The organism is Maritalea mobilis (assembly GCF_004363175.1).
Classification (GTDB): domain Bacteria; phylum Pseudomonadota; class Alphaproteobacteria; order Rhizobiales; family Devosiaceae; genus Maritalea; species Maritalea mobilis.
Map to the genome: position 1 here is coordinate 1,359,106 of NZ_SNYR01000001.1, position 26,510 is coordinate 1,385,615.

The 26,510-nt window shown below is 50.7% G+C and carries 29 protein-coding genes and 1 pseudogene; 6 read left to right on the forward strand and 24 right to left on the reverse strand.

The window, feature by feature from the left end:
• From ATL17_RS06480 to ATL17_RS06515, 8 genes are all read right to left on the reverse strand, one after another.
• Nucleotides 1-1,206, reverse strand: a complete 1,206-nt coding sequence (locus tag ATL17_RS06480) for an alanine racemase (RefSeq protein WP_133571925.1) — start codon at nucleotides 1,204-1,206, stop codon at nucleotides 1-3.
• 8 nt (nucleotides 1,207-1,214) lie between these two features.
• Nucleotides 1,215-2,156 carry an ABC transporter permease gene (locus tag ATL17_RS06485; protein WP_246028635.1) on the reverse strand — a complete coding sequence of 314 codons (942 nt, stop codon included), beginning with the start codon at nucleotides 2,154-2,156 and terminating at the stop codon, nucleotides 1,215-1,217.
• Nucleotides 2,157-2,258: 102 nt separating this feature from the next.
• The gene (locus tag ATL17_RS06490; RefSeq protein WP_133571926.1) at nucleotides 2,259-3,308 is read right to left on the reverse strand and encodes a substrate-binding domain-containing protein; all 1,050 of its coding nucleotides are present in this window, start codon (nucleotides 3,306-3,308) and stop codon (nucleotides 2,259-2,261) included.
• A gap of 20 nt (nucleotides 3,309-3,328) precedes the next feature.
• Nucleotides 3,329-4,576 carry a M20 family metallopeptidase gene (locus ATL17_RS06495; protein WP_133571927.1) on the reverse strand — a complete coding sequence of 416 codons (1,248 nt, stop codon included), beginning with the start codon at nucleotides 4,574-4,576 and terminating at the stop codon, nucleotides 3,329-3,331.
• Nucleotides 4,569-5,783: an ROK family transcriptional regulator gene (locus ATL17_RS06500; RefSeq protein ID WP_133571928.1), complete on the reverse strand. Its 1,215-nt coding sequence runs from the start codon at nucleotides 5,781-5,783 to the stop codon at nucleotides 4,569-4,571. Before ATL17_RS06500 ends, ATL17_RS06495 begins: the two co-directional genes overlap by 8 nt.
• Before the next feature lie 206 nt (nucleotides 5,784-5,989).
• On the reverse strand, nucleotides 5,990-6,403 hold the full coding sequence (gene arfB, locus ATL17_RS06505; RefSeq protein WP_133571929.1) for an alternative ribosome rescue aminoacyl-tRNA hydrolase ArfB: 414 nt from the start codon (nucleotides 6,401-6,403) through the stop codon (nucleotides 5,990-5,992).
• Between the two features lie 83 nt (nucleotides 6,404-6,486).
• Nucleotides 6,487-6,897, reverse strand: a complete 411-nt coding sequence (locus ATL17_RS06510; RefSeq protein WP_133571930.1) for a VOC family protein — start codon at nucleotides 6,895-6,897, stop codon at nucleotides 6,487-6,489.
• 8 nt (nucleotides 6,898-6,905) lie between these two features.
• Nucleotides 6,906-7,274, reverse strand: coding sequence for a VOC family protein (locus ATL17_RS06515; protein WP_133571931.1), 369 nt, complete (start codon nucleotides 7,272-7,274; stop codon nucleotides 6,906-6,908).
• Between the two features lie 39 nt (nucleotides 7,275-7,313).
• On the opposite strand from ATL17_RS06515, the gene ATL17_RS06520 reads away from it, so the two are divergent.
• The gene (locus ATL17_RS06520; RefSeq protein ID WP_133571932.1) at nucleotides 7,314-7,850 is read left to right on the forward strand and encodes a winged helix-turn-helix transcriptional regulator; all 537 of its coding nucleotides are present in this window, start codon (nucleotides 7,314-7,316) and stop codon (nucleotides 7,848-7,850) included.
• Here the strand turns inward: ATL17_RS06520 and ATL17_RS06525 are convergent, their stop codons facing one another.
• From ATL17_RS06525 to fliI, 5 genes are all read right to left on the reverse strand, one after another.
• Nucleotides 7,851-8,885 carry a glutathione S-transferase C-terminal domain-containing protein gene (locus tag ATL17_RS06525; protein WP_133571933.1) on the reverse strand — a complete coding sequence of 345 codons (1,035 nt, stop codon included), beginning with the start codon at nucleotides 8,883-8,885 and terminating at the stop codon, nucleotides 7,851-7,853.
• A gap of 103 nt (nucleotides 8,886-8,988) precedes the next feature.
• Nucleotides 8,989-9,636, reverse strand: a complete 648-nt coding sequence (locus ATL17_RS06530; RefSeq protein WP_133571934.1) for a hypothetical protein — start codon at nucleotides 9,634-9,636, stop codon at nucleotides 8,989-8,991.
• Between the two features lie 95 nt (nucleotides 9,637-9,731).
• Entirely contained in the window at nucleotides 9,732-10,721 is a 990-nt protein-coding gene (locus tag ATL17_RS06535; RefSeq protein ID WP_133571935.1) for a phosphoribosylaminoimidazolesuccinocarboxamide synthase, read from the reverse strand.
• Nucleotides 10,722-10,889: 168 nt separating this feature from the next.
• Nucleotides 10,890-11,303: a flagellar export protein FliJ gene (gene fliJ, locus ATL17_RS06540; protein WP_133571936.1), complete on the reverse strand. Its 414-nt coding sequence runs from the start codon at nucleotides 11,301-11,303 to the stop codon at nucleotides 10,890-10,892.
• A gap of 28 nt (nucleotides 11,304-11,331) precedes the next feature.
• A complete protein-coding gene (gene fliI / locus ATL17_RS06545) occupies nucleotides 11,332-12,663 on the reverse strand; it encodes a flagellar protein export ATPase FliI (protein ID WP_133571937.1) in 1,332 nt (443 codons plus the stop codon).
• A gap of 389 nt (nucleotides 12,664-13,052) precedes the next feature.
• Between fliI and ctrA the strand changes: the two genes are divergently transcribed.
• Entirely contained in the window at nucleotides 13,053-13,754 is a 702-nt protein-coding gene (ctrA, locus tag ATL17_RS06550; protein ID WP_133571938.1) for a response regulator transcription factor CtrA, read from the forward strand.
• A 61-nt stretch (nucleotides 13,755-13,815) separates the two neighbouring features.
• Here ctrA and ATL17_RS06555 read toward each other — a convergent pair.
• From ATL17_RS06555 to ATL17_RS06590, 8 genes and pseudogenes are all read right to left on the reverse strand, one after another.
• A pseudogene (locus ATL17_RS06555) lies at nucleotides 13,816-14,385 on the reverse strand (CheR family methyltransferase); the annotation flags it as partial.
• Between the two features lie 15 nt (nucleotides 14,386-14,400).
• Complete coding sequence (locus ATL17_RS06560) at nucleotides 14,401-14,634, reverse strand: protein-glutamate O-methyltransferase CheR (RefSeq protein ID WP_166638914.1); 234 nt, start codon at nucleotides 14,632-14,634, stop codon at nucleotides 14,401-14,403.
• The gene (cheB, locus tag ATL17_RS06565) at nucleotides 14,627-15,724 is read right to left on the reverse strand and encodes a chemotaxis-specific protein-glutamate methyltransferase CheB (RefSeq protein ID WP_246028662.1); all 1,098 of its coding nucleotides are present in this window, start codon (nucleotides 15,722-15,724) and stop codon (nucleotides 14,627-14,629) included. Before cheB ends, ATL17_RS06560 begins: the two co-directional genes overlap by 8 nt.
• A gap of 27 nt (nucleotides 15,725-15,751) precedes the next feature.
• The gene (locus ATL17_RS06570; RefSeq protein WP_133571942.1) at nucleotides 15,752-16,117 is read right to left on the reverse strand and encodes a response regulator; all 366 of its coding nucleotides are present in this window, start codon (nucleotides 16,115-16,117) and stop codon (nucleotides 15,752-15,754) included.
• 14 nt (nucleotides 16,118-16,131) lie between these two features.
• Nucleotides 16,132-16,587, reverse strand: coding sequence for a chemotaxis protein CheW (locus tag ATL17_RS06575; RefSeq protein WP_133571943.1), 456 nt, complete (start codon nucleotides 16,585-16,587; stop codon nucleotides 16,132-16,134).
• Nucleotides 16,587-19,256 (reverse strand): hybrid sensor histidine kinase/response regulator, encoded by a 2,670-nt coding sequence (locus ATL17_RS06580; protein WP_133571944.1) that lies wholly within the window; start codon nucleotides 19,254-19,256, stop codon nucleotides 16,587-16,589. The genes ATL17_RS06575 and ATL17_RS06580 overlap by 1 nt, the downstream gene beginning before the upstream one ends.
• A gap of 132 nt (nucleotides 19,257-19,388) precedes the next feature.
• Nucleotides 19,389-20,039 carry a histidine phosphotransferase ChpT gene (gene chpT, locus ATL17_RS06585; RefSeq protein WP_133571945.1) on the reverse strand — a complete coding sequence of 217 codons (651 nt, stop codon included), beginning with the start codon at nucleotides 20,037-20,039 and terminating at the stop codon, nucleotides 19,389-19,391.
• Between the two features lie 126 nt (nucleotides 20,040-20,165).
• Nucleotides 20,166-20,696: a YHS domain-containing (seleno)protein gene (locus tag ATL17_RS06590; RefSeq protein WP_133571946.1), complete on the reverse strand. Its 531-nt coding sequence runs from the start codon at nucleotides 20,694-20,696 to the stop codon at nucleotides 20,166-20,168.
• A 132-nt stretch (nucleotides 20,697-20,828) separates the two neighbouring features.
• On the opposite strand from ATL17_RS06590, the gene ATL17_RS06595 reads away from it, so the two are divergent.
• Nucleotides 20,829-21,401: a DUF1134 domain-containing protein gene (locus ATL17_RS06595; protein WP_133571947.1), complete on the forward strand. Its 573-nt coding sequence runs from the start codon at nucleotides 20,829-20,831 to the stop codon at nucleotides 21,399-21,401.
• 155 nt (nucleotides 21,402-21,556) lie between these two features.
• Nucleotides 21,557-22,714, forward strand: a complete 1,158-nt coding sequence (locus ATL17_RS06600) for a coiled-coil domain-containing protein (RefSeq protein WP_133571948.1) — start codon at nucleotides 21,557-21,559, stop codon at nucleotides 22,712-22,714.
• Nucleotides 22,715-22,726: 12 nt separating this feature from the next.
• Here the strand turns inward: ATL17_RS06600 and ATL17_RS06605 are convergent, their stop codons facing one another.
• Nucleotides 22,727-23,083, reverse strand: a complete 357-nt coding sequence (locus tag ATL17_RS06605; protein WP_133571949.1) for a DUF6476 family protein — start codon at nucleotides 23,081-23,083, stop codon at nucleotides 22,727-22,729.
• Here ATL17_RS06605 and ATL17_RS06610 point away from each other — a divergent pair.
• Nucleotides 23,082-24,092, forward strand: coding sequence for an RluA family pseudouridine synthase (locus tag ATL17_RS06610; protein WP_133571950.1), 1,011 nt, complete (start codon nucleotides 23,082-23,084; stop codon nucleotides 24,090-24,092). The two genes, ATL17_RS06605 and ATL17_RS06610, sit on opposite strands and share 2 nt — an antisense overlap.
• Nucleotides 24,093-24,277: 185 nt before the next feature.
• Nucleotides 24,278-25,150, forward strand: coding sequence for an RNA polymerase sigma factor RpoH (rpoH, locus tag ATL17_RS06615; protein ID WP_133571951.1), 873 nt, complete (start codon nucleotides 24,278-24,280; stop codon nucleotides 25,148-25,150).
• A gap of 11 nt (nucleotides 25,151-25,161) precedes the next feature.
• On the opposite strand, the gene ATL17_RS06620 is transcribed toward rpoH, so the two are convergent.
• Nucleotides 25,162-25,791: an FMN-binding negative transcriptional regulator gene (locus ATL17_RS06620; protein ID WP_133571952.1), complete on the reverse strand. Its 630-nt coding sequence runs from the start codon at nucleotides 25,789-25,791 to the stop codon at nucleotides 25,162-25,164.
• Nucleotides 25,769-26,479: a thiamine diphosphokinase gene (locus ATL17_RS06625; protein ID WP_133571953.1), complete on the reverse strand. Its 711-nt coding sequence runs from the start codon at nucleotides 26,477-26,479 to the stop codon at nucleotides 25,769-25,771. The genes ATL17_RS06620 and ATL17_RS06625 overlap by 23 nt, the downstream gene beginning before the upstream one ends.
• Nucleotides 26,480-26,510: the final 31 nt, after the last annotated feature.

Below are 26,510 nucleotides of genomic sequence, written 5' to 3' on the forward strand. Positions count from 1 at the left end.
CTACCTCGGATTTGGCCAGTTTTCGGCTTGACCAAAGATATTCTCAATGGTCTCGACCTTTGGGTTGCCAGTTGAAATGCCCGACACACCAACTGTATAGGCCCGCTTCACAAAAGCCTGCCCGCGGAAGCCGAACACAACGCTGTCGCCTGATTTGGGCTGAACGCTGCCTGTGCAATCGATCATGCCGTAATAATCAATCGCGCTAGTGGGTGGAATATCGACGCTGGCAAGCGCCTTTTCCTCCACCGTTGGCGCGCCGCCGACCAGGGCTTTCACATCATAGTCGGGAAACACCGGATCAATGTAAAGCCCGCCACCAAAGCAATAGGCCTTGTCTTCATGCAGATGCGACACCTCGCTGATATAGAGCACGGCTGGCAGTTCCGGCAAATCTTTGATCGCATGCAATGGCGTGGTGCCGTGCAAGCCATTGCCCGGCTCGCACTGGGTTGCGCCTGCTTTGGCTAAGGCTTCCAACACAACTGAAGAGGTGGTGCCCGGCGCGTTAATCTCAATATCGGTGAACTCAGCATCAATCAAGGCCGCCGCCGCATTTTCCAACGTGGTGAGGTTCGGCGTAGGCTGCACTTCGTGCGTGTCCTGATCAAACAAAAGCGCTGGGAATGTCGTGATCCCCGCAAAGCGCGCGCCATCCATCGAGTCTACCTTGTGGGCAAACTCAACAATCTCGCTCGCCTTGATGCCGCCTTCATGGCCCTTATAAAACACATCGCCATCGGACTTGATGCGCACCAGAACATCCTGCTGACGCCCAGCCTTATGTGCCGCTGCCGCTGCTTCTTGTGCTTTTTCAAGGCTGAACACAGTCCAATATTGCGGCTGCAAATAGCTGGCTACCATCTCCGCTTCAAATTTGGGCACCTGCACCAGATGGCCGATATGACCAACATCCATGTCGGCCCGTTTGCAGGCCACGGCGCAGGCCACATCCACCGCCACCGCTTGATTGACACCACCGCGCATCGCCGCTTGGCAAAAGGCCGAGTTGCGCCCAACCTGCTTGGTCATCGCAAAAACTTTCATGCCCAGCTTGTCGCCTTCGGCGCGCAAGATTTTGGCGTTGTGCTCGACCGCATCCAAATCCAACACATAGGCATTGGCAGGGATTTTTCCCTCTTGATGCAACGCCATGGCCGCTTCGATAAATTTGGGGTTACGTCGCCGCAAAAGATCTAAAAACATGGCTTACCTCAATTGTTCACGTCGCGTAGCGAAATCGCCACCGCGATCAAAATAATCACGCCTCTGACAATCATTTGGTCAGATACGGAAAGGCCCATCAAAATCAGGCCATTGTTCAACATGCCCATCATCAAAGAGCCAACCAGCGCCCCGATAATGGTGCCTTTACCGCCCTTAAGGGCAGTGCCACCAATGATCACCGCGGCAATCACGGTCATCAAATCGCTTTCGCCCAGCGTATAGCGCGCCGCTTGCAACCGCCCGGCATAAAGCAGCCCGGCCAAGCCCGCGAGGCCGCCACAAATCATCATCACTAACAAGCGCACATGCGGCACCTTAATGCCCGTGACTTGCGCAGCGCGGGCATTGTCACCCGTGGCCAACACGTGGGCACCGAATTTGGTTTCGCGGAACACAAAGTGCCCCAGGGCAACCGCACCAATGGTCCACAACACCAATGATGGCACGCCGAACAAAGAGCCCGAGCCAAACATATTGACGAAGCTCTCATTCAACACCGGCACGGAGCGCAGATCAGTCATGGAGCGAGCAACACCAGCAAAAAGCCCCATGGTCGCCAACGTCACAAGGAATGAAGGAAGGCGCAAATAGGCCACCAGCACGCCGTTAAAAAAGCCGATCGCCAATCCGATGCCAAGGCCAGCTAAAACGCCAACAAAGAGCGGATAGTCGCCCAAAACAACAGCACTACCAAGCGCGGCAACGGCCACGATGGAGCCAAAAGAAAGGTCAATTTCACCCGCCGCCAACACAAACACCAAACCAATAGCCATGATGGTGATGGGCGCGGTTTGCAAAACAATATTGGTCAAGTTGCGCTGGGTCAGAAATCCATCATTCCCCAACGTGACCGCAAAGAAGAGAAAGATCAGCAAAAAGCCGATATAAACGACATACTGCGATAGATTGAGCTGCCGTAATTTTTGCATGGTCGATTGCATCATAAAATCCGTTTCGCTGGATGCGCGGTCCCTCCCCGCATCGACAAGCTAGAAGCGTGCCGCGCCCATAAGGCGCGACACAAAAGTTGGTTATTTCGTCACGCTTTCAGGCGCATCGCGATGCAATGATTGCATCCAACCTTCTGACACATTGTCGGCTGTCACAGTCACCGCTGGGGCAACCACAAAGGCTGGGCTTTCTTGACCCAACAAACCGCGTGCAGCAGAGGCGGCCATGGCGCGACCAAGCTCATAAGCTTCGTCTGCAACGATGGCAGACACATTGCCACCACGTACCATGTCGAGTGCAATCGGCTCAGAAAGATCAAGCGTCACCACTTTGGTGGTTTTGTTGCCATTGGCACGCAAAGCAGACAACACGCCTTCAGCAGGGCCCGCCCAGGTGACATAAACACCAGCCAAATCAGGATGCTTCAGCAACATGGCGTTGGCGATATCTTCCGCCCGCGCAGGATCGGAAATGCCAGCCTGTGCCACGATTTCCATGTTTGGATAATCGTTTTCAATGGTGGTTTTGAACGCGTTGTCGCGCTGGTTGGTCACATAATAGGTCGCATCATGATAGATCCAGCCCACTTTACCTGTTTCACCAAGGTCAGCTGCCAAAGCATCAGCCGCTTGCTTGCCCATGGCATACAAATCATCGGTCACGATGGAAGCATAATGCTCACCATGCTTGTACCCGTCAGGCACGTTGGACAAGAAAACAAGCTGAACGTCATTATCAACAGCTTCTTTAAATGCAGCGGCCGAGGCAACTGGATCAAGCGGCAAAGCCAGTACAATGTTTGGCTCTTTGGTCAACACAGTTTCAATGTCTGAACGCTGTTTAGCCGTATCAAAACTCGCATTGGTTGTGGCCACAACTTTAATGCCCAAACGCGTGAATTCGTCTGTTGCACCTTGTGTAACTGCGTTCACAAAATCAGACTGATCGTGCCAAACAAGCGCGGCAGAATAGCCACCACTTTTCAGCGCTTCAACATCACCATCAGCAACCACAACCTCAGTTGAAGGGGTTGCTGTTTCACCATTTGGTCCAATGGTTTGTGCAAAAGCGCCACTGTTCATCAGCAGCGCAGCCAAGCCACCTGCCATCATTTTTGTTAGATTTTTCATGGGTTTCCTTCCTCCATAAATTATTCATCCACGCCACAATAGTGTGCGATGAATTCTGCGAAGGCCGTTATGCCGGCCAAATATTCATTGATTGAAACGCGCTCTTCTAAAGTGTGGCAGTTCGCAATATTGCCTGGCGCGCAATAAACCGTTGGGCATCCCAACCGATCGATCAAAAACGGTGCCTCAGACCAGTAGGGGGCGCCATTAATGACGCCCCGATCAGGCATGGCGCGGTCTAGCGCCTGAGACAATTGATCAATTGCGGGGTTTGAACGGTCAATATCAGTGGGGGAGCCACCGAACTTATGATCCCGACCAGCGGGATATGAAATCTCAAAGCTGCAACCTGTGTCCGCAATGCCGCGGCCAATGGCAGCTTCCAAGGCGGCTACGGCCTCATCCAAGCTTTGACCCGGCAGCACCTTGCAGATCAGCGACAATTTGCAATCGCCCGGCACCGCAATATAGCCGCCGCCTTCAATTTTGGTGATCAGAATAAAGGCTTCGCCCACCAAATCATGATTGGCCGCTTTGCCCATCTGCTCTGAAAGGGTCCAAATTTCCTGCATCACCTGATGGCTGGCTTTCAGCGCATCAATGCCTTGCTCAGGCACGCCAAAGTAGGCGGTTTTGCCCTTAATACTGATATCAGCAATGAAAAAGCCCATTTGCGCAGGAAACACCTGCAATTGGGTTGGCTCTACATACACGGCGAAATCTGGTTTATGTGCATCCAAAAACTTTTGTGAGGTGGTAAGGTGATCAATGCCCGCGCTAATGCCCGTGCCTTCCTCGCCGCTCTCTTCATCACCGATAAAAGCAAAACTCACATCGCCCTTAAGCTTGATGCCCGCCTTATCCAGCAAATCAATCGCAGCCAAACTGGTGCAAATGCCTGCTTTCAAGTCACCTGTGCCGCGCCCCCAAATTTCACCATCAATGATGGCACCGCCAAACGGATCTTCACGGTGATCCCCTTGCCAAAGCTCGCGCCAGCCATCCACATGCACCGTATCCGTATGGCCAATAAACAATAGGTTTTGTCCGCCACCGCTACCTGCGCGTTTACCAAAAATATTGGGGCGACCGGGCAAAAACTCTTCCCAAACAGGCGCCAGCTTCCGGGCCGACATCTGCTCATCCAAATAGCCAACAAAGTTCGCCTCATTGCCCGTGATGCTCTCGCGGGCCACAGCGCCACGCAGCAACTCAACAGCGAGGTTTTCATCAAGGAATGAGCGGAAATCTGGCATGGATTTAGCCATTGGAGACAACTCCCAATTTTGCAAGTTTGGCAGGGGGCAGCGTGATTTCGGCCCCTGGCACGCCACCCGCCAAAAGGGTAGCGTGCACATGGCTCAGGCCCAGGGAGGCGGCGCCGATAAGGGCAGCTTTGCCACCCAAGTCACTGATGTAAAGCTCAACAGGCGATCGCGTGATCAGACCAAATTGCGCCTTAATGCGCGAGAACAACTCTTCCCGACGACCAATCGAACCGCCAAAAACAATCTGCTCCGGATCGATCAATGCGCTGATGGCGGCCACCGCCCGCGCGGTTTCTCGCGCTGTTCGATCCAGCACTTTTTGCGCATGATCATCCTGATCGAGCCGATCAAAAATCTCAGGCACTTCGATCTTTTCGCCTGTCAATTCAAAATAATAGTCGCGCATGGCGTCGGTCGCCGTAACACGTTCCAACGCCCCTTGGCGCAATGATGCATCTTCAAATGGATCCGCACCGAACGGCAAATAGCCCAATTCGCCCGCACCGCCATTTTTGCCGCGCACCAATTCGCCATTGACGATAATGCCCGCACCAATACCCGTGCCGAGCGCCACATAGGCCAAATCGTCCACATGTTGCGCCACGCCGCCCCAATGCTCGCCCAAGACCGCGAGGTTCACATCGTTTTCGATGACCACATCAAAGCCGAGCGCTTTAGATAGCTCGCCAGCAAAATCAATCTCATCCAATTGCGGAATGTTGGGCGCCATATGCACGGCGCCACTTTCATGATCCGGCACACCCGGTACGCCAACCACAGCCAATCGCAACCGATCTTGCTGCAATCCATGCTGGTCCATCATCTCGCGACACAGGCGCGCAATTTGATCAACGACAGCGCCGCCGCCCCTTGGATCTGTCTTCTCGGTAGCCTCGCCAAAAATCTGGCACGCCAGATTAGCAATGGCGACTTTTACCTTGGTGCCCCCGAGGTCAACCGCTGCCACAAAGGCCGCGTCGGGCACCACCTCAAAATTCATTGCCGCGCGGCCCACATTGCCGCGCTCAAGCCCCACTTGCTGCACCCAACCTTCGGATTCCAGCTCTTTTGCGACTTCGGATAAGGTCTGTTTGGAAAGGCCCAAGCGCTTTGCAATAGCAGCGCGAGAGATTGGCCCTTCATGAGCAATCACTTCAAAAACATTACATTTATTAAGTCTGCGAATATTATTTGCCGTTTCGGTCATATAATCACTTCTATTAATTCGTCAACTTACCGAACTAATAGATCGAAACGACAAATACGTCAATTAGAATTTGTTTTGACAGCGAGATCAACTAAGTCAAGATGTATAAAAATTTATTTATATTTCAGCATGTTAGAAGAGATAAAACTCAAAAATATATTTACAAGCACACTGTGGATGAGCATCAATTGCTGGATTTATGCGCCCTACTCCTCAACCTTCCCGCGCAGCTTTTTCACCTCGCTTCTGGCTTTCTTCGCTGCGATACGACGCTTGATCGAGCCATATGTTGGCTTGGTCGCGATGCGTCGTTTGGGCTTTTCCAAGGCACTTAAAATTAGCGCTGTCAAACGTTCACGCGCAATCTCTCGATTGCGTGCTTGCGAACGTGTATCTTGTACGGAAATGATCAACGCCCCATCTTGCGTCCAACGCCGCCCGGCCAAGCGTTTTAACCGTCGTTTCACAGGGTCAGGCAAATGAGGAGATCGCTCAGCTTCGAACCGCAATTCTACGGCAGTGCTAACCTTATTCACATTCTGCCCACCCGGACCGCTGGCCCGAGTGAACTGTTCTGACAATTCCCACTCTTCAATGCTGATCTGGTCGTTAATGCGCAAAAGACTGCCTTTGGCTCCTCATCTTTACCAGATCAACCACATATGAAGCACAAACGCAAAGATGTCGTTTGCTTTGCCGCAGACTAAGGCAGGTCGTAAAGGCTCATGGCATTGCCGAATGGATCGGTAAAGTCGCTATAAATGACCACACCCGGCACCTCAATTGCCTCACCAACATCAATGCCTTTTTCGGCATAGCTGGCTTGTGCTGCAGCCATATCATCAACCAAAAAGCGGATCACAGCGCCTGTTTCCGGCATCTTTTCGGTTTCATAAAGCTGCAACCACATATCGGGCGTGGCTTTGACTTCAAGCACCCCAGGTACAGGCTCGATTATCTCGGCATCTTCACCGAGAAACTTACCATACCAAATTTTCGCTTCATCCAGCGATGTAACCGGCACGGCCACAGTCGCTTCGCTGAATGCTTGCGCTGCAGCGTTACTGGCCAATGCCAGCCCCAATGCCGCAGACAAAATTAAAACACGCATCATTTAGCCCCTTAGCTCAAATCTTCGGCCAACATCAGCGCATTGCCGTCAGGATCATAAAACGTTGCAGTTTTCACCATGCCTTCCACGACATCGGTTTCGCCGTCAAACTTCACGCCAGCGCCTTCAAGCTTGGCACGCGCAGCATCCAAATCATCAATGCCGAAAACTGGCACACAATTGCCCGGCGCTGTTTCCATATGCTCGCCAAGCCCAATCACAACGCCTTTGGTGTTGGTTTTCACTTCAGACCAACCCGCCTCATCTGCGTGATACATGGTTTCAAATCCGAGCATGTTTTGATACCAATCTGCGCTAACATGGCGATCTTTAACCGAAAGCGCGATAGTGATGGTGTCGTTTAATGAAATTAGAGACATGACTTGTTCCTTTGTCTAAAAATATGGTAACTATAAATAATGGACATTAAACAGCTTGTCAATATCACATCGCGGGCATGGGCGGTGCCAATTCTGGCAGCGCTGCATGAAGGTGTGCCGGGCAGACAGGCACCATTATTGACAGCAACAGGCGCCGGGCGCACCGCCTTTGCGCAAAGCATGTCTCACCTAATTGAAATTGGCCTAGTGGAACGCAATCCCGGCCACGGCCATCCATTGCGCCCAGAATTTCGCCTCACACCTCCCGGTAAAATCGGCGCCGAGATTTCTCATAATATTTGGACCCTTGCAGGCGAAGAAAACCAAAATCTTTTGCGCAAATCGTGGACATTGCCGACACTCGCCATCCTCCACACGCCCCATCATTTTAACGACATCCAACGCGCCCTCGACCCGATAACCGACCGCGCCCTCTCCCAAATACTTAAATCACTTGAAGAATGTGAATGGGTGCACCGCAATGTCGATAATGAAGCACGCCCACCTCGCCCCATCTATAGCGCCGCTAACACTGGCAGTAAGATCAGCGCGATTATGGCGCCTTATCTTGCATAGCTAAAAACGGGCTAAACTCGGATCGCGATAAGCTTCGGGATAAGGCTTCGGCGCAAAAGGACCAAGTGGCACCACATTGTTCCACGAGCGGCCAAAATAGCCTTGGCGACAATGGATCAGCGATCCACTTTCCGCCACACCATCCAGCGCATAGACGCGGCAGAGCCATTGCCACAAATAGGGATAATCGAGAATTTTCGCGCCGTTCAATTTCATGCGCACATAATAAACCGGATCATGCCGGTAGAGCGTGGGGAACAACCGCAAATCTGCATCGGCGAAAACATCACCCGTGAGAAAAGGCCGCCCATCGGACAGCAAATCATTGAGGCTGGCCAATGTTTCAAAATAGGCTTCAAACGCCTTTTGATAGACCGCTTGATCAGATGAAAAGCCCGCCTTATAGGCCCCATTATTGATATTGGTGTAAATCAGCTCATTTAGCTGATCAATTTCATCGCGCAGCGCATCATCTTCTGGATAAAGCACCGGGCGTTGTTGATCATCCAACGCACTACCAAGCGCGACCGCATGCCGATCTAACATGCGAATAATCTCCGCACTCTCATTATTCACAATGCGCTTGGAGTGCTTATCATAAAGAATGGGCACCGACTGCTCACTCGCCCCCTCGGCGCGATAAATATCCTTCGCGATCCGAAAGCCATCACCCGTCGCCGTCTCACGCGTACATTCAGACAAAATCTCGCCCGTTAAACTGGCAACCCGATCAGGGCTAAATTCCCAAAGCCCCGCCCCGGCTGGATCATCTTCACCCGTGCGATTGGGAAACGCCACATCCATCGAGATCACATCCTGCAACCCCAACACATTCCGCGCCAAAATCGCTCGATGACACCACGGACAATTGAGCGCCACAAACAAATGATAGCGCCCCGGTTCCGCCGGAAAATCGCCATCGCCAATCTGATCGCGAAACCCGCTGACCCCGCGGACGAACTCCCCCTGCTTGCGCCGGGCGGCGGCGTTGGTTTGATCTTCTTCAGTGGAGGTGTACGTTTTGGTGTTTGTCATTGACGGTCTTTCGAATTTCTCTTTTGGCTAACAGAAAAACATATGGTTTACAGTTGGGAATGCAATGAGATCACCGAAGTGTGATGAATGCCCTGGAGTCCCCCTATAACCGACAATCTAAAATTCCACTTCCCTCCAAATTGATGTGAACTTCTTCGGGAATGCTATACCAATCCAAATCGCGATAGCTCCATCCCAAACGTTGCCCGTTTTCGCGTATAAATGCGTGTATCTCAAACTGGTACTCCTGAGGTGCATGACGTAAACTCCATCTAAAATCACGCCGCGCTATTGAAGAAGCACCCCTCTCAAGCGCCGTACGACACATCAAAATTTTAGATATATCTTCGGCTACCGACACACAGACCAACAAGGTAATTGTTAAAGAGATACTTAACGTCCAAAGTGTTAGGCGCGGCATCAGACACAACACCAAAAACAAAATCAAAAACGTCACTGCTGCAAAATGAGCTAGCTGCGACAGGAAGGGTAGATACCCCATCCAGTCTAAGAGCATTCTCCATAACACAATTGGGGCCACCAATATATTTTGGAACGCGATAAGGTAATCCATTCGAAGGGCAGAATAGACAAAAACTAAAATCGCGAGATGCGTTGCAATGAGACTAGCAAGCCTACGATTTCCGCCCTTGCGAATTCCAAGCAAAGCCCAAAGCCAAATCCCTATTGAAAACGTGGCAGCCAGAAACTTAAAAATTGCAATTGAAATGAAGAAAACCTTCCCCGCCAAACCCGAAATCCAAGCGCAATGATATGACCCTTTTGGGCCAAAGGATGTCCTGACAACAGTTAAAGTGCGACTTTCACTTAATCTTTATAAAGTCATCAGCCAAAACACTCCGGCAATTCTTTCGCCAACGCCGCACGAATACGGTCGCGTGTGGGGACGGAGAAATCAGGCTTTTCGAATTTGGTTCCGGTCAGCTGCTCGTAAAGCGCGATATATTTGTTGCTGAACTCAAGCAATGTTTCCTGTGGAATTTCCGGTATCGGCTCATTGTAGGGATCGCATTGGCTTGCAACCCATAGGCGCAAAAATTCTTTATCCAGACTTTCGGGCTCCTCGCCCGCAGCGAACCGGGCTTGATAGGTATCGGCCAACCAAAAACGGCTGGAATCTGGCGTATGAATCTCATCTGCAACGGTGACTGTACCATTTTCATCCAGGCCAAACTCATATTTGGTGTCAACCAATATCATTCCCCGCTCCGCTGCCAATTCCTGCCCGCGTTTAAACAGCGCAAGGCTTTTCCGCGCCATGTCTTGCCATTGCGCAGTTGTCACCAATTGCGTGTCCAAAATTTCAGCTTCGGTGATCGGCGCATCGTGGCCGCCATCCGCCGGTTTTGTTGTTGGGGTGATAATTGGCTGTGCAAGCTTTTGGTTTTTGCGCATTCCTTCGGGGAACTGATGACCATAAATGACGCGCTCGCCCGATTTATACATCGGCCAAATACTCGTGTTTGTCGACCCTGTCAGATAAGCGCGGACGACAACTTCAATTGGCAGCATTTTCAAATCTTTAGCCAAGACCACATTCGGGTCCGGATAGGAAATCACATGATTGGGGCAAATATCTTTGGTGTGATCGAACCAATAACGCGCAATTTGCGTCAATACCTGCCCTTTAAAAGGAACCGCCGCCAAAACCTGATCAAACGCCGATTGACGATCTGTGGTGACAAGCAAGCGCTGACCATTCGGAAGCTTATATGTGTCCCGCACTTTATTGCGTGTGTAATTTGGCAATTCTGAAAATTCAGCGTCAATCAAGCAATTATCTAAAAATGAAGAGGAGTTGTTTGAATTTGTCATCAATAAGTTCCACTGCGCATATTCAGGAAAACGCGCAACGTAACACCAAGCATCAAACAAAGCATCATAATACTTTGTCTACCCCCAACGCCAAAAAGGTCGCACAGCTTATGCCGTGCAACCTTTCCCAATCTGGGTAAGATCATTGGTCTTTGTTGCGACTTTTGCCTAGCGGCGGTGCTGCCGCATTAGGGCGATTTCATCCATTTCGGCTTGTTCGCGCTTGGTTTCTGCTGCCGCTTCGCGCGCATGTTCGCGCTGATCGAGCAGTTCCACCTTTTTCAAATCTTCCACTGCTTCTGCCAATTCGTCCTGCGCAGCTTCAAGCTTCTCCCGCATTTCATCAGCAGAGGCCATCAAATTGTCGCGACGGGTTTTGGCCGCCTTGGCAAAGGTGGAATAGGCGAAATGATCCATATCGGTGATGCCGGTTTTTTGGTGCTCCACCTCGATCTGCTGATCAAGCTCGGAAGCCATCCGCTCAAAGTCGGCCACCATCATTTCAATTTGCATTACGGTGCGACGCTTTTCGTCCACCTGAAATTTTTTCAACCGAATGAGGCTCTCATTCCGTGATTTCATGACTTGTACTCCTTACCCAACCAAGCCGTCATTGTTCACTGCCCCCAACGCGGGCAACAATTTCTTCGAGCGTTTGATACCCTTCTAAAAGGTTCACCCGCTCTTCTTGACGCTGCGATAAAAACGCATCGAGCGCCGGTGCAATGGAAATGGCGTCATCCACTTTCGGATCTGACCCTGAGCGATATGCCCCCAAACGGATCAATTCCTCCATATCGGCATAAACCGACATATATTCCCTTGCCTTGGTCAATACCGGCTGAAATTCAGTCGGCACACACCCAGGCATGGTGCGTGAAATAGACCTCAAAACGTTTACCGCCGGGTATCTTCCCCGCTCGGCAATCGCCCGTTCCATCACAATGTGACCATCAAGAATCCCGCGAACGGCATCCGCAATGGGCTCATTATGATCATCACCTTCTACTAAAACGGTAAAAAGTCCGGTAACAGAACCGGAATTTTTTAACCCTGGTCCCGCCCTTTCCAATAATTTTGGCAATTCCGTGAAAACGGTGGGCGGATAGCCCTTCGCCGTAGGCGGTTCTCCCGTGGCCAAGCCAATCTCACGTTGGGCCATGGCGAAGCGGGTTAAACTGTCCATCATGCACAAAACGCGTTTGCCCTGATCGCGGAAATATTCCGAAAGAGTCAGCGTCATATAAGCAGCTTGCCGCCGCATAAGCGCGGGCTCGTCAGAAGTTGCCACCACGATAATCGCGCGCTTCAACCCTTCCGGCCCCAAATTATCTTCAATAAATTCCTGAACCTCACGACCACGCTCGCCGATCAGGCCAATAATGGCCACATCAACGTCGGTGTTGCGCGCCAACATAGACATAAGCACAGATTTACCCACGCCAGACCCAGCGAAGATGCCCATCCGCTGCCCATCGCAACAGGTGGTGAAAGTGTTGAGCACCTTAACGCCCAAATCTATTGGGTTGCCAACGCGTGCCCGATCATGCGCCGCAGGAGGCGATGCCCGAAGATTATAAGAGGTAGCCCCACGCATAACCGGACCACCGCCGTCAATCGGCTCGCCTTTTGCGTTGACCACGCGGCCAAGCCAGCTTTCATCCGGCTGCACGGTGCCACCATGAGAATAAAAGATAGCTTTACACCCAAGGCGCACCCCTTCCAGCGCACCAAAAGGCAAACAAAGTGCATGATCATCCTGAAAGCCGACAATTTCGCACATCACGCGACCGCCGCCGCGGGTCTCAATCGCCACCCGACCACCCACGCGCAACTCGCGCACCGGGCCAATAATTTCCACCAGCAAGCCCTGCACGGTTTTCACCCGTCCATAAACTTCCTCGGCATCCATGGCCGCAATATCTGCGATGAGTGATTTCACGTCGCCCCAATCCTTGTGATTCGGTTAATGCTAACGATTCCTTAACCCGGATTCACTATTTTACGGTGAAATCGGCAAAAAAATTTCAGTTTTTGCCCAACAGCTTTTCCCACAGATTCATCGCCAATTCCCCGAGTCGCAAGAGTCGGTTACAATACTTTCTTAAACTAAATTATTAAGTTGATAACCATCATTTTTATCATATTTTTCAAGCACTTAATCTAATTATGTGATAAGTGTAAATGCATATTGCAGAACTGAATTAAACTTTGTTAACTATTTCATATTAGGGTTGAATCAATATCCAGTAGGATTTGTTAACGATCAGGGGCATCGCGAAGGTGTCGTTGGTAAAGGTTCCAAGACGGGACAGGAATAAGGGGAACGACATGCGGGTACTCCTAATTGAGGATGACAGCGCCACAGCGCAGAGTATTGAGCTGATGCTCAAATCAGAAAGTTTCAATGTGTACACCACCGACCTTGGTGAAGAAGGCGTGGATCTGGGTAAGCTTTATGATTATGACATCATTCTGCTTGATCTGAACTTGCCCGACATGAGCGGCTATGAAGTGTTGCGCACATTGCGTGTAGCGAAAGTGCAAACACCGATCCTGATCCTTTCAGGTCTTGCTGGCATTGAAGATAAAGTACGCGGCCTCGGCTTCGGCGCCGACGATTACATGACCAAGCCATTCCACAAGGATGAATTGGTTGCACGTATTCATGCAGTTGTGCGCCGGTCTAAGGGCCACGCGCAGTCAGTTATTCGCACTGGTGATTTGACCGTGAATTTGGACACAAAAACCGTTGAAGTTGGCGGCCAGCGTGTTCACCTCACTGGTAAAGAATACCAAATGCTCGAATTGTTGTCCCTGCGTAAGGGCACAACTCTCACCAAAGAGATGTTCCTGAACCACCTTTATGGCGGCATGGACGAGCCAGAACTCAAAATTATTGACGTGTTCATCTGTAAGCTGCGCAAGAAGCTTTCAGTGGCCACCGGCGGCAAGAACTATATCGAAACCGTTTGGGGCCGCGGCTATGTGTTGCGCGAGCCAGATGAGAACGAACTCTCAGAAAGCGCCTAATCTTAGCATCTGCTTTCAACCCAAATTTCAAACCCCGCTTCGGCGGGGTTTATTTTTGCCCCTAATTTGGTGATTTGAGACGAAACACCATCGGCAAACTTGGGTCGGCAATAAATTTGTCGGTCACCCCTACCAACGTTTCAGATGCGCCTAATACCAAGGCACCACCCTTTGGCAACTGCTGCGCAAGATAGTCGAGAATGCGTTGCTTGGTCTCTAGGTCAAAATAAATCAAAACATTGCGGCAAAAAATCATGTCAAACCGGCCCAGCCGCGCTGGATTGTGCAGCAAATTATGCGGTTCAAACTGCACCATTTGTTGCAATGCAGGCGCAATGTGCCATTCGCCATCTTGTTGGGTAAAGAACTGCACCAAGCGCTGGGCACTTAAGCCCCGCTGCACCTCAAATTGGGTAAATAAGCCTGACTTGGCGCGTGCAAGTGCCGTTTGACTCAAATCGGTAGCCACCACTTCCGCCCCCACATTCAACCAGCGATGCTTCTTTTCCGCCAACAGCATCGCGAGACTATAAGGTTCTTGCCCCGTTGCGGCCGCAGCGCACCAAATACGCAAAGGCCGATTTTCATTCCGCGCGCGCTCAACAGCCTCGGGCAGCAGATCCCGCTCAAACGCATCAAAGGGTTTTTAATCTCGAAAAAAGAAACTTTCATTTGTGGTGAGCGCATCCACCACCGCCTGCTGCACTTCACCTAAGGCCTGCGGCAAACTTGCAGCCAAATGATCGATATGCGCAAAGCCAAAGCGTTTAACCACCGCCTCAAGGCGAGCTTCAATCATATAAATTTTGTTGGCCGATAGCTTAATGCCTGCCTTTGCCTGCATAAACTGACCTATGGCTTGAACACTTTGATCAAGCATATCGACCAGCCTTTTGCCCAGCAGATTGAGAAAGCAGAATTTCCAGCTCATGTCCAAGTTGAGCTAGCCCAACAATTTTATGAGCACTCCCATTGGCAACAGCGGCCCCTGGCATCCCCCAAACCGCGGAAGATTGCTGATCTTGAGCAAACACCCAACCACCAGCTTGCCGCACAGCCAAGGCCCCAGCTGCGCCATCGCTGCCCATCCCTGTAAGCACGCAAACTGCACCTTGCGGGCCATAATGTTTAGCAAAGCTTGTGAGAAAAGGATCAGCGGCTGGACGACAAAAATGTACAGGTGGCGATTGATCCAAATGAAGTTCTAAGCCAGTTGTTTCTGACGCTAGCCGCATATGATAATCACCTGGCGCAACATATAGCTGACCAGTCGATATTGCCTGCCCATGAACCGCCTCGCCACCATCGAAATGGCTGAGCGCACATAAATCTTTCGCCAACAAAGGCGTAAAATGCGCAGGCATATGCTGCACAACAAAAACACTGATTTGCTGACGAAACGCACGCAAATGCGGCATCAACTGCGATAGCGCCAGTGGCCCACCAGTGGATGCCACCAAGGTTAGGCCAGTTATCGGTTGCGACGGAGAAAGTGCAGATTGCTGCTGGCCGGATGAGATAGGCTTATTTCTGGTAGTCGATTTCGGTGCGAGCGCATGGAGTTTGGCCATCAACTCTCGTTCAAAATCGCTTTTAGAAATTGATCCCACACCTGGCTTTGCCAAATAGTCAGCAGCACCAAGTCTTATTGCCTCCAGCGAAATTTTTGCATTTCGCGTTGAAAGTGTGGAAGCCACCAAAATTTTGCATTGGGGCAAAGCCTTCAGCAAATGCGGCAAGGCCGAAACCCCATCCATAACGGGCATTTCCAAATCTAGAATGATGAGATCAGGTTGCATTTTCTTCGCCAAATCAATGGCTTCTGCCCCGTTAGAGGCCGTGCCGACAATATTGAGACGACCATCAGCGTCGATCCAACGACGCATTAAACCGCGCACAATCGCTGAATCGTCGACAAGTATCACCCGTGCCGCCCCCGCTGAACTCGCGGTCGGTTCGTGACCTACCATCAATTTAACTCCTGGTTGGGCTAAGCCCTAATTCTGGTAAAGTCCCAGAAATTTGCCTTCCAAAATCTCACGATCAAAAGGCTTCATCATATATTCATCCGCCCCGGCTTTGAGCGCCATGGCGATGTGGCCCACATCATTCTCAGTGGTGCAAAACACAATTTTCGGCATTTCACCACCAACGTAAGACCGCAATTTCTTTAAAAATTCGAGCCCGGACATAACTGGCATATTCCAATCCAGCAAAATGGTATCGGGCATATTTTTGGTGCATTTCTCAAAGGCTTCTTGGCCGTCTTCAGCCTCATCCACCTCAAAACCAATTTCTTCTAAAATCCGACGCGCAACCTTTCGGATAACGGAGCTGTCATCAACAATAAGGCAGGTTTTCATAATTTTCCCCCGGATCACGCGCAATGCAATAAATCGTGCGATAGCATGCTTTCTATCATGCCATCCACTTTCAATATAGTCATCAGCCGCCCCTTAAAACGCACTGTACCCTGAGCAAATCCGGCCAATTTCGGATCAAAATTTTGCGGACAAGGTTGCAATTGCGCTGACGTAAGCGAGACGACGTCGCTGACACTATCCACCAAAAATCCATACGATTCGTTTAAAAACTGAACATTTATCATTAAATTGGCTGATTTTTCCGCCGACGCGCAGCGCAAAAATTGCCCCAAATTTAACGCCAACACAATCCGCCCGCGCAAATTCAAAACGCCAGCCACAATTTGCGGTGCTTTCGGCACCGGGGTTAGCCTGTCCAGCTTATGCACGTCATTGACCCAGGCAACATCAACGCCAAAAAGTTGGCCGCACACTTCAAAGCAAACAATTTGCATATGATCGTCTTCCATTAGGCCACATCCTTTTCAAGGCGGTTGCGCATTTGGCTCAATGTATCGTCCAACCGCGCGCGGTCATTTTTGGCAATATAGGCCGACATGCCCAGAGCCTTTGCCTGATCACGTGCCTTTGGCTCATCATAAGACGTGAGAGCAATGATCGGTGTTTTGGACGCGTTTGGGGCATCGGCGATCGATTTCGCCAACCCGAACCCATCCATCCGCGGCATTTCAATATCGGTGACGATCAGATCATAGCTTTCGCCGCCTTTAACCCGCTCCATAGCCTCCATGCCATCATGACAGACCGTCACGTCAAAGCCCGCGCTTTGGAAAATGGGCACCAGCATATTGCGGAAGAAGGCGCTATCTTCGGCATATAGCAAACGTTGCCGCTGAGGGCTTGCAGTTTGCCCCTGCCGCTCAAACAGTTTTGGATGTTCCTGCGCCATGAAATACGCCAAGTCCAAAATTTCGGTGGCCTTACCATCAAGAATGGCTGAGCCCAAATATCCGGCCCCTGCCCCATCCAAATCATAATGCGGCGGCGCTTTACAGATATCGAGCACTTGATCAACCACGACACCAAGCAAAAATCCATGATCTTCAAAAACGAGAAGCGGCTTTTGCCGCACACCATTCCAAGATGCTGGGTCAGGCTTTTGCAAAAACACAATCGGCATTAATCGTTCTGTATATTGAAGCGTAAAGCGGCCACCGACCTGCTCAATCTGGTTTAAATCGATCAATTCCAAGCGATGAATAAGCGACAGCGGCACAGCTTTTCGACCCGCCCCTTCAAGCGCAAAACACAGCAATTCTATCTGTTCATTTGAGGTAGGGTCAGCCTGCACATTTTGATGAGCATCGCTATGCTCACTCAGTTCATTTTGCGTGATCAGACTCGCCAAACCTTGCGCGTCCAAAATCATGATCACGCTGCCATCGCCCAATATTGTCGTACCGGAAAAGTGCTTTAAGTCTTTCAACGCACCCACCATCTGCTTCACAACAATTTCCTCTGTGTGGAACACTGCATCCACACAGAGGCCAAAGCGAAACGTGCCAATTTCCAAAACCACAACAAAACCAGTGTCCGCACTGTCCTTTGGCGAAGGATCCATCTGCACGCCCAACGCTGCATCAAGCCGCAATACAGGCAAAAGCTGATCGCGCAGCTGTAAAACCTGCGCCCCATTCATCTCTTCCAAGTAGGCAGCATCTTCACCATGTGACGTATTGTTACCTGCATGTTGAGGCGTTAGCCGCACCAACTCACGCACTGCGCGCTGCGGCACCGCAAACCGTTCATCATGACTGGCCACAATCAAGGCTGGCACAATTGCAAGGGTCAGCGGAATATTGAGGCTAACATTGGTGCCTTCGCCCGGGGTCGATTGCAGTTCAATTGTGCCACCAATCATTTCAATATTGGTGCGCACAACGTCCATCCCCACACCGCGTCCGGAAACGCTAGTCACTGCTTCAGCAGTTGAAAAACCGGGATGAAAGATCAATTGATGCGCCTGTGCGTCTGACATATTGTCGAGTTCGCTCTGTGTGGCCAAGCCACGCTCAAGCGCTTTTTGCTTTAGCTTTTGCGCATCCAACCCACGACCATCATCGCGAATTTCAATAACGATTTGTCCGCCCTTATGAAAAGCATTCAGCTCAATACGCCCCATCTCAGGCTTTTTCGCAGCCAACCGATCTGTTGGCGTTTCTAATCCATGATCAGCCGCATTGCGAATCATATGCGTCAGCGGGTCCTTGATCTGCTCCAAGACCTGCCGGTCAAGCTCGGTTTCTTCACCGCTCATTTCAAGGGAGATTTGCTTACCCAGTTCCTTGCCTAAATCTCGCACAATGCGCGGCATTTTTTGCCACAATGCAGAGATGGGCTGCATCCGGGTTTTCATCACCCCGTCTTGCAACTCCGCGGTAACAGAACATAAACGTTGCAATGGCGTATGGTACCGCGCATCCTCATGCTCACGACTTACCGCCATCAGCTGATTTCGTGTCAGCACCAGCTCTGACACCATGGTCATCAACTGTTCCAGCACGCCAAGTTGCACCCGTATGGCACTTGGTGCCGCCATATGCGCTGGCTCTTTGTTCAAAACAGGCTCCTGAACCACCGAAGAGGCTGAAGGCGCAACTGGTGGCAAAGGATCGTCCGGTCCTGGCGCATTGCGGAATGCTTCCTCAAGCGGATCTAATGGTGCTCTGGCGGCAATTTCTGGTTCTACAACAGACTGATAAGGCGCTTCATCACCGAATTGATCATCCTCCTCCTCCGGCGCACCATCGGCCAGCCGGTTCAGGACATCAATCAACTGTTGATCATTGCCTTCAGGTTCAGCCCCCTCATTATTTTGCATAAAAACCAAATGCGCCTTGATCTGGTCGATCACCTGCAAAATCGTGCTGACACCCTCGGTAGGAACGGGCAAACCATCCCGATATCGCCCCATCAAATTCTCAGCCGCATGGGTTAGCGCTTCCAAGCGACCCAGCTCCAAAAATCCACAAGTGCCTTTAATGGTATGCACCAGCCGAAACACTTGCCGCAATATGGCCTGATCATCTGGCTGCTGTTCAAACGCGACCAATGCCGCGTCGATTTGCTCAAGGTTTTCGCCCGTTTCAACAATAAAATCGCTAAGTAACTCGTCCATGGGCACACACACCAAGGTAAAATCATACTAAATAGATGATTAGCGTGCGCCAGAACGGTTAATGACACATTGAAAAAACGGCCCCTAAGTAGTCGTACTTAGGGGCCGCTTAATGCTTGTAGCTAGATAAATTTACTTCGCGGCGTAAGCGTCAAACTCAACGGCTTCGTCAACCAATTCAAGCCGAATTTTCAACCCGCTTTCCCGTGCCAAAAGCCCTGTGTAGAAGGGTTGGATCACTTGCGCATCAATGCGGCCATCTTCTGGCGTGCCATTCAGCAAAGCCACATTACCGCGCGGAATAAATGTCTTTGGTCCCGTCGCGCGAATTTTAAATCCTTGGTCTTCGGGAGCAGCATCATCAAGGCTCACCACAATATTGCCACCACGTGGCACCGCGCTGCCTGCAATCAAAAGCATATTAAGCAGCAATTTCACCTTATTCTTTGGCAAAAGCACGGGCTCAATGGTCCACTCGAGATCGGCCTTTTCGCCGTCCATATAGCCATGGGCCACTTTTTCAGCGTCGCGCGTATCAATCTCGGTGCCTTGTGTGGAAGACGCGCCAAATGCCAATCGCGCAAATTCAAGTTTAGACCGCGCCTGCTTTGCAGAATTGTTGATCAATTCCTGTGCAAAATCCGCCATTTCAGCCTGATCGGGATCGCTAAGCACTTCCAAACCATTGCCGATTGCCCCCACCGGACTAATCAAATCGTGACACACCTTTGAGCACAGCATGGCCGCTAGGTCAGGTCCGCTCACTTGCACAATATCCGCCATTTTCATTCCTTAAAGCTGGTTGAACGCGCCACATGCCTGTGTTTTGGCGCGATTCGCTAGCCCCAAGTTTTACCCGCACATAATGGCGGGGCAACACTGAATGCTTAATTTCTTGTGATTTTTCGCCTAGCGACGGGCAAGCCGAACCTTCAACCCATCCCAATTTTGCAGCGCGTAATTCAACATGGCTGCTTTTTCAAGCAGAAAGGCCTCGCGGTTACCTGGCGAATAAAACAGATAAAGCCGCTGATTGTGGATCACATAAATGCGCGGATTGCCCTTGGACAAATATCCACGTGCAACGCCGGCTAGACCATAACCACCAAATTGCGGCGCGTAGGATTCTGGCGACGCCATAAACACTTGCTTGTTGGCCTCAGTCGCAAAAAACCAGGACACGCCTTCCCACTCATATTCAAATCTGGGGGAACCAACCAGCGGCTCATCTTCAGTGAAATAGCTAACCGGGTCCATGCCCTCAATTGCGGAGCCGGACAATGGATTGGTGACGTAAATGTCGAGAATATAGCGCTCTGTGCTGGCAGAAAGCGGTGTGGTGAAAATAAAGCTGCTCAAAAGCACGAAGAAAATGCCCCAAAGCCCCTTTATCGTTAATGTTTGTTTACCGAATTGCCGCATCATTGCCTTGATTTGCATCTATTCTGGTTGCAATCGGCAATACCTTAACACCAAGGGGTGTCGCCAAGGTTAATGCAATACCACTCTTTTGCTTTAAACCTTCTGCGGGGGAGGCTAAAGCAGCAAAAAAGCCAAAGGACCACTAGTGCAATGGTGAAACGCTTCGCTTTAATAATCTCAATATTCCTCACTCTTGCCTTCGCACCACTGAGCGCCCATGCGCAATCTGGCGCGCTCTCGGACAATTATTCAACCGATGAGCTTGTGAATGCAGGCGGCCAATTCTTCGGCAAAGTCTCGCAGGGCCTCGCCTCTGTGGTCGAACGCGCCGTGTCTCAATATGGTTTGCCAAACGGCTACATTCTTGGCCAGGAAGGCTCCGCAGCCCTATTTGGCGGCGTGCGCTATGGCGAAGGGCAACTCTATACCAAAAACGCTGGCAACCACCCGCTATTCTGGCAAGGGCCAACGCTTGGCTTCGATATTGGTGCCGATGGCTCAAAAACCATGATGCTGGTGTATAATCTACCGTCAACCAACGCCATTTATGGCCGTTATCCGGGCGTTGAAGGTTCAGCCTATATGGTGGGCGGCATAGGCATGACGGTGATGAAATATAAAGACGTCTATATCGTGCCGATCCGTTCAGGCGTGGGTGCCCGTTTGGGCGTGAATGTTGGCTATTTGAAATTCACCCAACAGCCCACTTGGAACCCGCTATAAGCCTTGTGCTTTCACCACATTAGCCTCGGTCACCGCAATTAACTATTTAGCGACATAGTGGTGACCTAGGCTGTTATTTCTTGTAAACTGCACCATATAAGAATAAGTCAATGACGCGCGCGCAGACCAAGCGTGCAGTTTCAGGGAGTTGGTGCATGTTAATCGAGAATTTGATGTTTGCCGCTTTAGGCTTTCTATCAGCATCAATTCTTGCGCTGTTGATCATGCCGTCTGTTTGGCGCCGTGCCGTGCGCCTAACCAAGCGCCGCATTGCCGCTGCCACCCCCGTTACCCTTACCGAATTTAAAGCTGAAAAAGATCAGCTTCGCGCCAAATACGCGCTCGATATGCGCAAGCTTGAGCTACAGCTAGACGATCTCCGCAACAAACGCGCCGCGCATTTGAACGAACTCACCGAAATGCGCGAAACGCTTGAGCTTCAAACCCGCGAATATGACGAAGCCATTTCCATTGCTGACGAGCTTGAAGAACGCAACGAAACTTTACGCGACCAAGTGCGCGCCTATGAGGTGGAAACCACCAATCTTTCTCAGCGCCTACGCGCGCGTGAACGCGACTTGGCCGACAAAATTCAAGAGTTGGACGAAGCCCGCGCCGTGGCGAATATCGCCAATTCCGCAACAATTTCTGCCTTCAATGAAGCCAAGCTGACGGGCGACTATGATCAAGATACAGGCAATCTTTTGAACGCTGTGCAGGTGCAAAGGCAGCGTGCAGATAATATTGAAAAGCGTTTCAAAGCCAGCATTGAACAGATCAAGCAAATCAAGGCGAAATACAAACTTTCGGCGCAAGATTTGTTGGATAAAGGCATCCCCGACTTAATCGATGAAGCGGAAGCCCAAATCCGCATCACTGCTGAGCGGTTTAAGCGGCTCTCCGAAGAAGGTCTGAACGAAGAAACCCCATCCAGCGACAAACCTTCAACAAATGCACAGGCAGATGCACCAAGCCTCGCACGCGAACTTTCGCTAGAAGATGAGCTTGAGGATATTGGTGGACGGATCAAAGATATTGAAGAAGATATTCTATCAAACTTTGACCGTAAGAATGCCGATCACGATGCCATGCGTCGTCGTTTGGAAGATATCGCTGTAGACATCAGCCACATCGTTTACGCCAATGATGCCCATGAGGCTGGTGAACAGGAAGAGAGCCTGTTTGATCGCGTCCGCAAATATGCCGATGATGGTTTAGAAGAGTTGGAAAGCCCAGAAAAAGAGCGTGAAGCTAAATCCGGTCGTGTATCAGACCGTATGGACGCGCTTAAGCGCGTCGCCGGCCATCAATAATTTTAGCTTCAGCTATTCAGCAAGCTCTGGTGAAAAGCGTACATCTTGCAACACAAGGCCAGACTTCGCATCCACAATGCGCAGCATCGCTTCGCCATTGACCTCAAGTGTTAGTGTGATGGTGCCTGATTGCGCCACAGCAGACTTAACCACCGCCCCTTGCGGCAGTGCAATTGTTTGGGCTTGATATTGATTGGCAGCAGAATTTTGCGTGACCCGATAGACAAGCGCGCCAGCAACCGCCATAAAGCCAACCAACATGATCATCATCGACACACCAAATGAGCGGCGTGCACGTTTGATCACTGCTTCAGCTTCAGGGCTAAGCGGTTCTTGATCCTCATTTGAATTCGGAGTGTTATTTGACATGACCGCATGCTCCTCGGACGCGCAACAAGTGCTAGACTTTACGGTTTCCGCCGAGTGGGCCGGAAAGCGCTTGGATGTTGTGGTGGCTCATTTTGCTCAAGATATAAGCCGCTCACGCTGCCAAGATCTGATCAAGCAAAATGCCCTCACAATTGATGGCGCGACCATAAGCGAGCCGAAATTCCGCGTCAAACAAGATCAGCAAATTTGCCTCAATTTGCCCCAACCAATTGATGCAGCGCCAGAAGCGCAAAAAATCAGCCTGGATATATTGTTCGAAGATGATGCGCTTATCGTCATCAATAAGCCTGCCGACATGGTGGTGCACCCCGCCGCTGGCAACGAGGACGGCACATTGGTCAATGCGCTACTCTACCATTGTGGGGATAGCCTTTCTGGCATCGGCGGCGTAAGGCGCCCGGGCATTGTCCATCGATTAGATAAAGACACAACCGGCGTTATGGTGGTGGCGAAAACTGAACAGGCCCACAACCACCTCGCCGCGCAATTCGCAGACCATGGTCGTACAGGGCCGTTGGAACGAGAATATCTTGCCCTGGTCTGGGGCGAGCCGCGACCGGCAAAGGGCACCATCAAAACCCAAATTGGCCGTGATCCCAAAAACCGCATCAAGCAGGCAGTTTTGAAAACTGGTGGTAGAAATGCCATCACCCACTTCCAGCTGGACCACACATTTGGCGGCCACAAATGGACCGTCTCGCGCGTCAAGTGCCGCTTGGAAACAGGACGAACCCACCAAATTCGCGTGCATATGACCCACATTGGTCATCCGCTTTTAGGCGACACAAATTATGGCGCTGGCATGGAAAGCAAAATGCGCAATCTGCCAATGCCTGCCCAGCAAGCGTTAAAAGCACTCGGCAGACAAGCACTACACGCCACCTTACTGGGATTTGAACATCCAATCAGCGGTGAAAAATTGACCTTCACCGCGCCTTTACCTGACGATATGCAAGAGTTGGAAAATACACTTCAAGCTGAAATTTAGGGTCATTTTTCACAATAAATGCAAATTTGCATGATATTTTTTCACCTTTAGGGGATGAAAACCCCTATATCGAACCTATATACTGTCCAATGGAATGATTTGAGCGTGTTCGATTGTCGAAGCGCTGCATTGCCGTTTGATGCGCAAAGCATAAATGGCAATTGTCATAGGAGTGAGGGTGCTATATGGCCCAGTCTAATTTGCCAACCTTATCGTCCGATAGCGGCCTTTCCCGCTATCTGCAGGAAATTCGTAAATTTCCAATGCTGGAGCCGGACGAAGAATTTATGCTCGCCAAACGCTATAAAGAGCATGAAGATCCAGAAGCAGCACAAAAGCTGATCACCTCGCATTTGCGACTTGTGGCCAAAATTGCCATGGGTTATCGCGGCTACGGCCTGCCCATCTCAGAAGTGATTTCAGAAGGCAATGTCGGCTTGATGCAGGCTGTGAAACGGTTTGAACCAGACAAAGGTTTCCGCCTGGCCACCTACGCCATGTGGTGGATTCGCGCCTCGATCCAGGAATATGTGTTGCGCTCATGGTCTTTGGTGAAAATCGGCACCACCGCCGCGCAAAAGCGTCTGTTCTTCAACTTGCGCAAAGTAAAAGGCCAACTGGCCGCGCTAGAAGATGGCGCGCTGCACCCTGATCAGGTCAAACAAATTGCCACAACTTTGGATGTGTCCGAAGATGATGTGATTTCAATGAATGAGCGGCTGACCGGCGACGCATCTCTAAACGCACCAATGCGTTCAGATGAAGGTGCCTCACAATGGCAAGATTGGTTGGTGGATGAAGCGCCAAGCCAAGAAAAAGTGCTCGGCGACAGCCAAGAATATGATGAGCGCATGCAGCTGCTCAGTGACGCTATGGGCGTTCTGAACGAGCGTGAGCAAAAGATTTTTGAAGCCCGCCGTTTGAAAGAGCCACCACTTACACTGGAAGAGCTGGCCCAAGAATTTGATGTATCGCGCGAACGTATCCGTCAAATTGAAGTGCGTGCTTTCGAAAAGGTGCAGGCAGAGGTCAAACGCGCCATGCTGGAAAACGCATAACCCGCGAGCGCTTAGAGCTTTGATTCGATGAGGTCGGCCATGCGCTGGGCCTCATCACTACCTTCCTGCTGCAATCCATTCACGACACCAAGCCGATCTTCAACAGCGCGGTTTTGGCTAGCTTTCCACTTGCCCAACATTTTGGTGATGCGCAATTCAACGCCATAAATGCCTTTAAGTTGGCGTGCCATATAATCATCTGGCGCGTCGCTGACTTTCCAAGGCGTTTCACGCCCCTTTTCCATTTGATCGGTCAACCCATTCAAATGATCCAACAGCCAATTTGCATCTCGGTGAAAGTGAAGTGTTCCCTCAAGATGCGCCACCATATAGTTGTAGGTTGGCACTTCCTTGCCATGGTCTTTTTTGCCCGGATACCAGCTCGGCGTGATGTAATGCGTTGCCCCTTGGAAAATCGCGAGCCCCTTCTGCCCATCCCCAACTTGCTTGATCAGATCATTTCCACGCGAGAGATGCATCAAGAGGCTTGCATCATCACCATCATTCACCCAAATCATGGGCAAATGGTGCACAATTGGCACCTCGCTACCATTTACCGTGAGCAACCCTAAAGGATGCGCGCGCACCAATTCTTCAATGACTTCCGGGCGATCTTCTCTAAATGCTGGTGGCTGATACATGATGAGTCTCGATTTCAATTAAAGCGTCTAAATATTCGTTGGGCAGAATCAACAAAAAGGGCTTTGGTGCCGTCTTGTCTTGTACAATTTTGACCTGATTTTTATTGGCGCAATTTGATGTACCGATCAATTCGCCTTGCGCCAAGGTTAAGCCATTGAGCGGATATTCCAAACCATATGAATATTCCATTTGCGTCGGTGCCAATGGATAAACAGAAACCCGAGTACCCACAGGCACGGAAAACTCAACAGCGCCAGAAACAACCGCGATAACGTCAGTCTGATCCATCAAAATCAGGTTTTTCTCTACACCATATTTTTGTGCCGCATGTAGCGCAGCTAAACTATGGTCAAAGCGCTTCCCCATCATCCCCAAACAAATATAAAGCGGCGCCGAAGTTCTATAGAGACACTTTTCAAAATCCGTGGTGGCTTGTTCCGCAACTTCGACAATCTGGGTATCGGCAGACAAATCGGGATCTGGGTCATATGAGTCCATATCGCCAATAATCGCCACTAAGGGTACGCCAGCAGCCAGCGCAACATGGGCTGCACCATCAGCAGCGACAACGGGATAACTCCTTGCGGCCAAGGTCTTCAACAATGCCTCATCCACAAAACCACCGCCCAAAACGATAAGCGGACGATCAAAGGTCAGCGATGATGAAATGGAGGAATCTTGCGGCATATTGGCTCTTGAATCTTATGACATTTCAGAT

Coding starts and splice junctions, on each gene's coding strand:
- ATL17_RS06480 (WP_133571925.1), bottom strand. CDS start 1,206: ATGTTTTTAGATCTTTTGCGGCGACGTAACCCCAAATTTATCGAAGCG.
- ATL17_RS06485 (WP_246028635.1), bottom strand. CDS start 2,156: ATGCAAAAATTACGGCAGCTCAATCTATCGCAGTATGTCGTTTATATC.
- ATL17_RS06490 (WP_133571926.1), bottom strand. CDS start 3,308: ATGAAAAATCTAACAAAAATGATGGCAGGTGGCTTGGCTGCGCTGCTG.
- ATL17_RS06495 (WP_133571927.1), bottom strand. CDS start 4,576: ATGGCTAAATCCATGCCAGATTTCCGCTCATTCCTTGATGAAAACCTC.
- ATL17_RS06500 (WP_133571928.1), bottom strand. CDS start 5,783: ATGACCGAAACGGCAAATAATATTCGCAGACTTAATAAATGTAATGTT.
- ATL17_RS06510 (WP_133571930.1), bottom strand. CDS start 6,897: ATGATGCGTGTTTTAATTTTGTCTGCGGCATTGGGGCTGGCATTGGCC.
- ATL17_RS06515 (WP_133571931.1), bottom strand. CDS start 7,274: ATGTCTCTAATTTCATTAAACGACACCATCACTATCGCGCTTTCGGTT.
- ATL17_RS06520 (WP_133571932.1), top strand. CDS start 7,314: ATGGACATTAAACAGCTTGTCAATATCACATCGCGGGCATGGGCGGTG.
- ATL17_RS06525 (WP_133571933.1), bottom strand. CDS start 8,885: ATGACAAACACCAAAACGTACACCTCCACTGAAGAAGATCAAACCAAC.
- ATL17_RS06535 (WP_133571935.1), bottom strand. CDS start 10,721: ATGACAAATTCAAACAACTCCTCTTCATTTTTAGATAATTGCTTGATT.
- fliJ (WP_133571936.1), bottom strand. CDS start 11,303: ATGAAATCACGGAATGAGAGCCTCATTCGGTTGAAAAAATTTCAGGTG.
- ctrA (WP_133571938.1), top strand. CDS start 13,053: ATGCGGGTACTCCTAATTGAGGATGACAGCGCCACAGCGCAGAGTATT.
- ATL17_RS06560 (WP_166638914.1), bottom strand. CDS start 14,634: ATGCTTGATCAAAGTGTTCAAGCCATAGGTCAGTTTATGCAGGCAAAG.
- cheB (WP_246028662.1), bottom strand. CDS start 15,724: ATGGTAGGTCACGAACCGACCGCGAGTTCAGCGGGGGCGGCACGGGTG.
- ATL17_RS06570 (WP_133571942.1), bottom strand. CDS start 16,117: ATGAAAACCTGCCTTATTGTTGATGACAGCTCCGTTATCCGAAAGGTT.
- ATL17_RS06575 (WP_133571943.1), bottom strand. CDS start 16,587: ATGGAAGACGATCATATGCAAATTGTTTGCTTTGAAGTGTGCGGCCAA.
- ATL17_RS06580 (WP_133571944.1), bottom strand. CDS start 19,256: ATGGACGAGTTACTTAGCGATTTTATTGTTGAAACGGGCGAAAACCTT.
- chpT (WP_133571945.1), bottom strand. CDS start 20,039: ATGGCGGATATTGTGCAAGTGAGCGGACCTGACCTAGCGGCCATGCTG.
- ATL17_RS06590 (WP_133571946.1), bottom strand. CDS start 20,696: ATGCAAATCAAGGCAATGATGCGGCAATTCGGTAAACAAACATTAACG.
- ATL17_RS06595 (WP_133571947.1), top strand. CDS start 20,829: ATGGTGAAACGCTTCGCTTTAATAATCTCAATATTCCTCACTCTTGCC.
- ATL17_RS06600 (WP_133571948.1), top strand. CDS start 21,557: ATGTTAATCGAGAATTTGATGTTTGCCGCTTTAGGCTTTCTATCAGCA.
- ATL17_RS06610 (WP_133571950.1), top strand. CDS start 23,082: ATGACCGCATGCTCCTCGGACGCGCAACAAGTGCTAGACTTTACGGTT.
- ATL17_RS06605 (WP_133571949.1), bottom strand. CDS start 23,083: ATGTCAAATAACACTCCGAATTCAAATGAGGATCAAGAACCGCTTAGC.
- rpoH (WP_133571951.1), top strand. CDS start 24,278: ATGGCCCAGTCTAATTTGCCAACCTTATCGTCCGATAGCGGCCTTTCC.
- ATL17_RS06620 (WP_133571952.1), bottom strand. CDS start 25,791: ATGTATCAGCCACCAGCATTTAGAGAAGATCGCCCGGAAGTCATTGAA.
- ATL17_RS06625 (WP_133571953.1), bottom strand. CDS start 26,479: ATGCCGCAAGATTCCTCCATTTCATCATCGCTGACCTTTGATCGTCCG.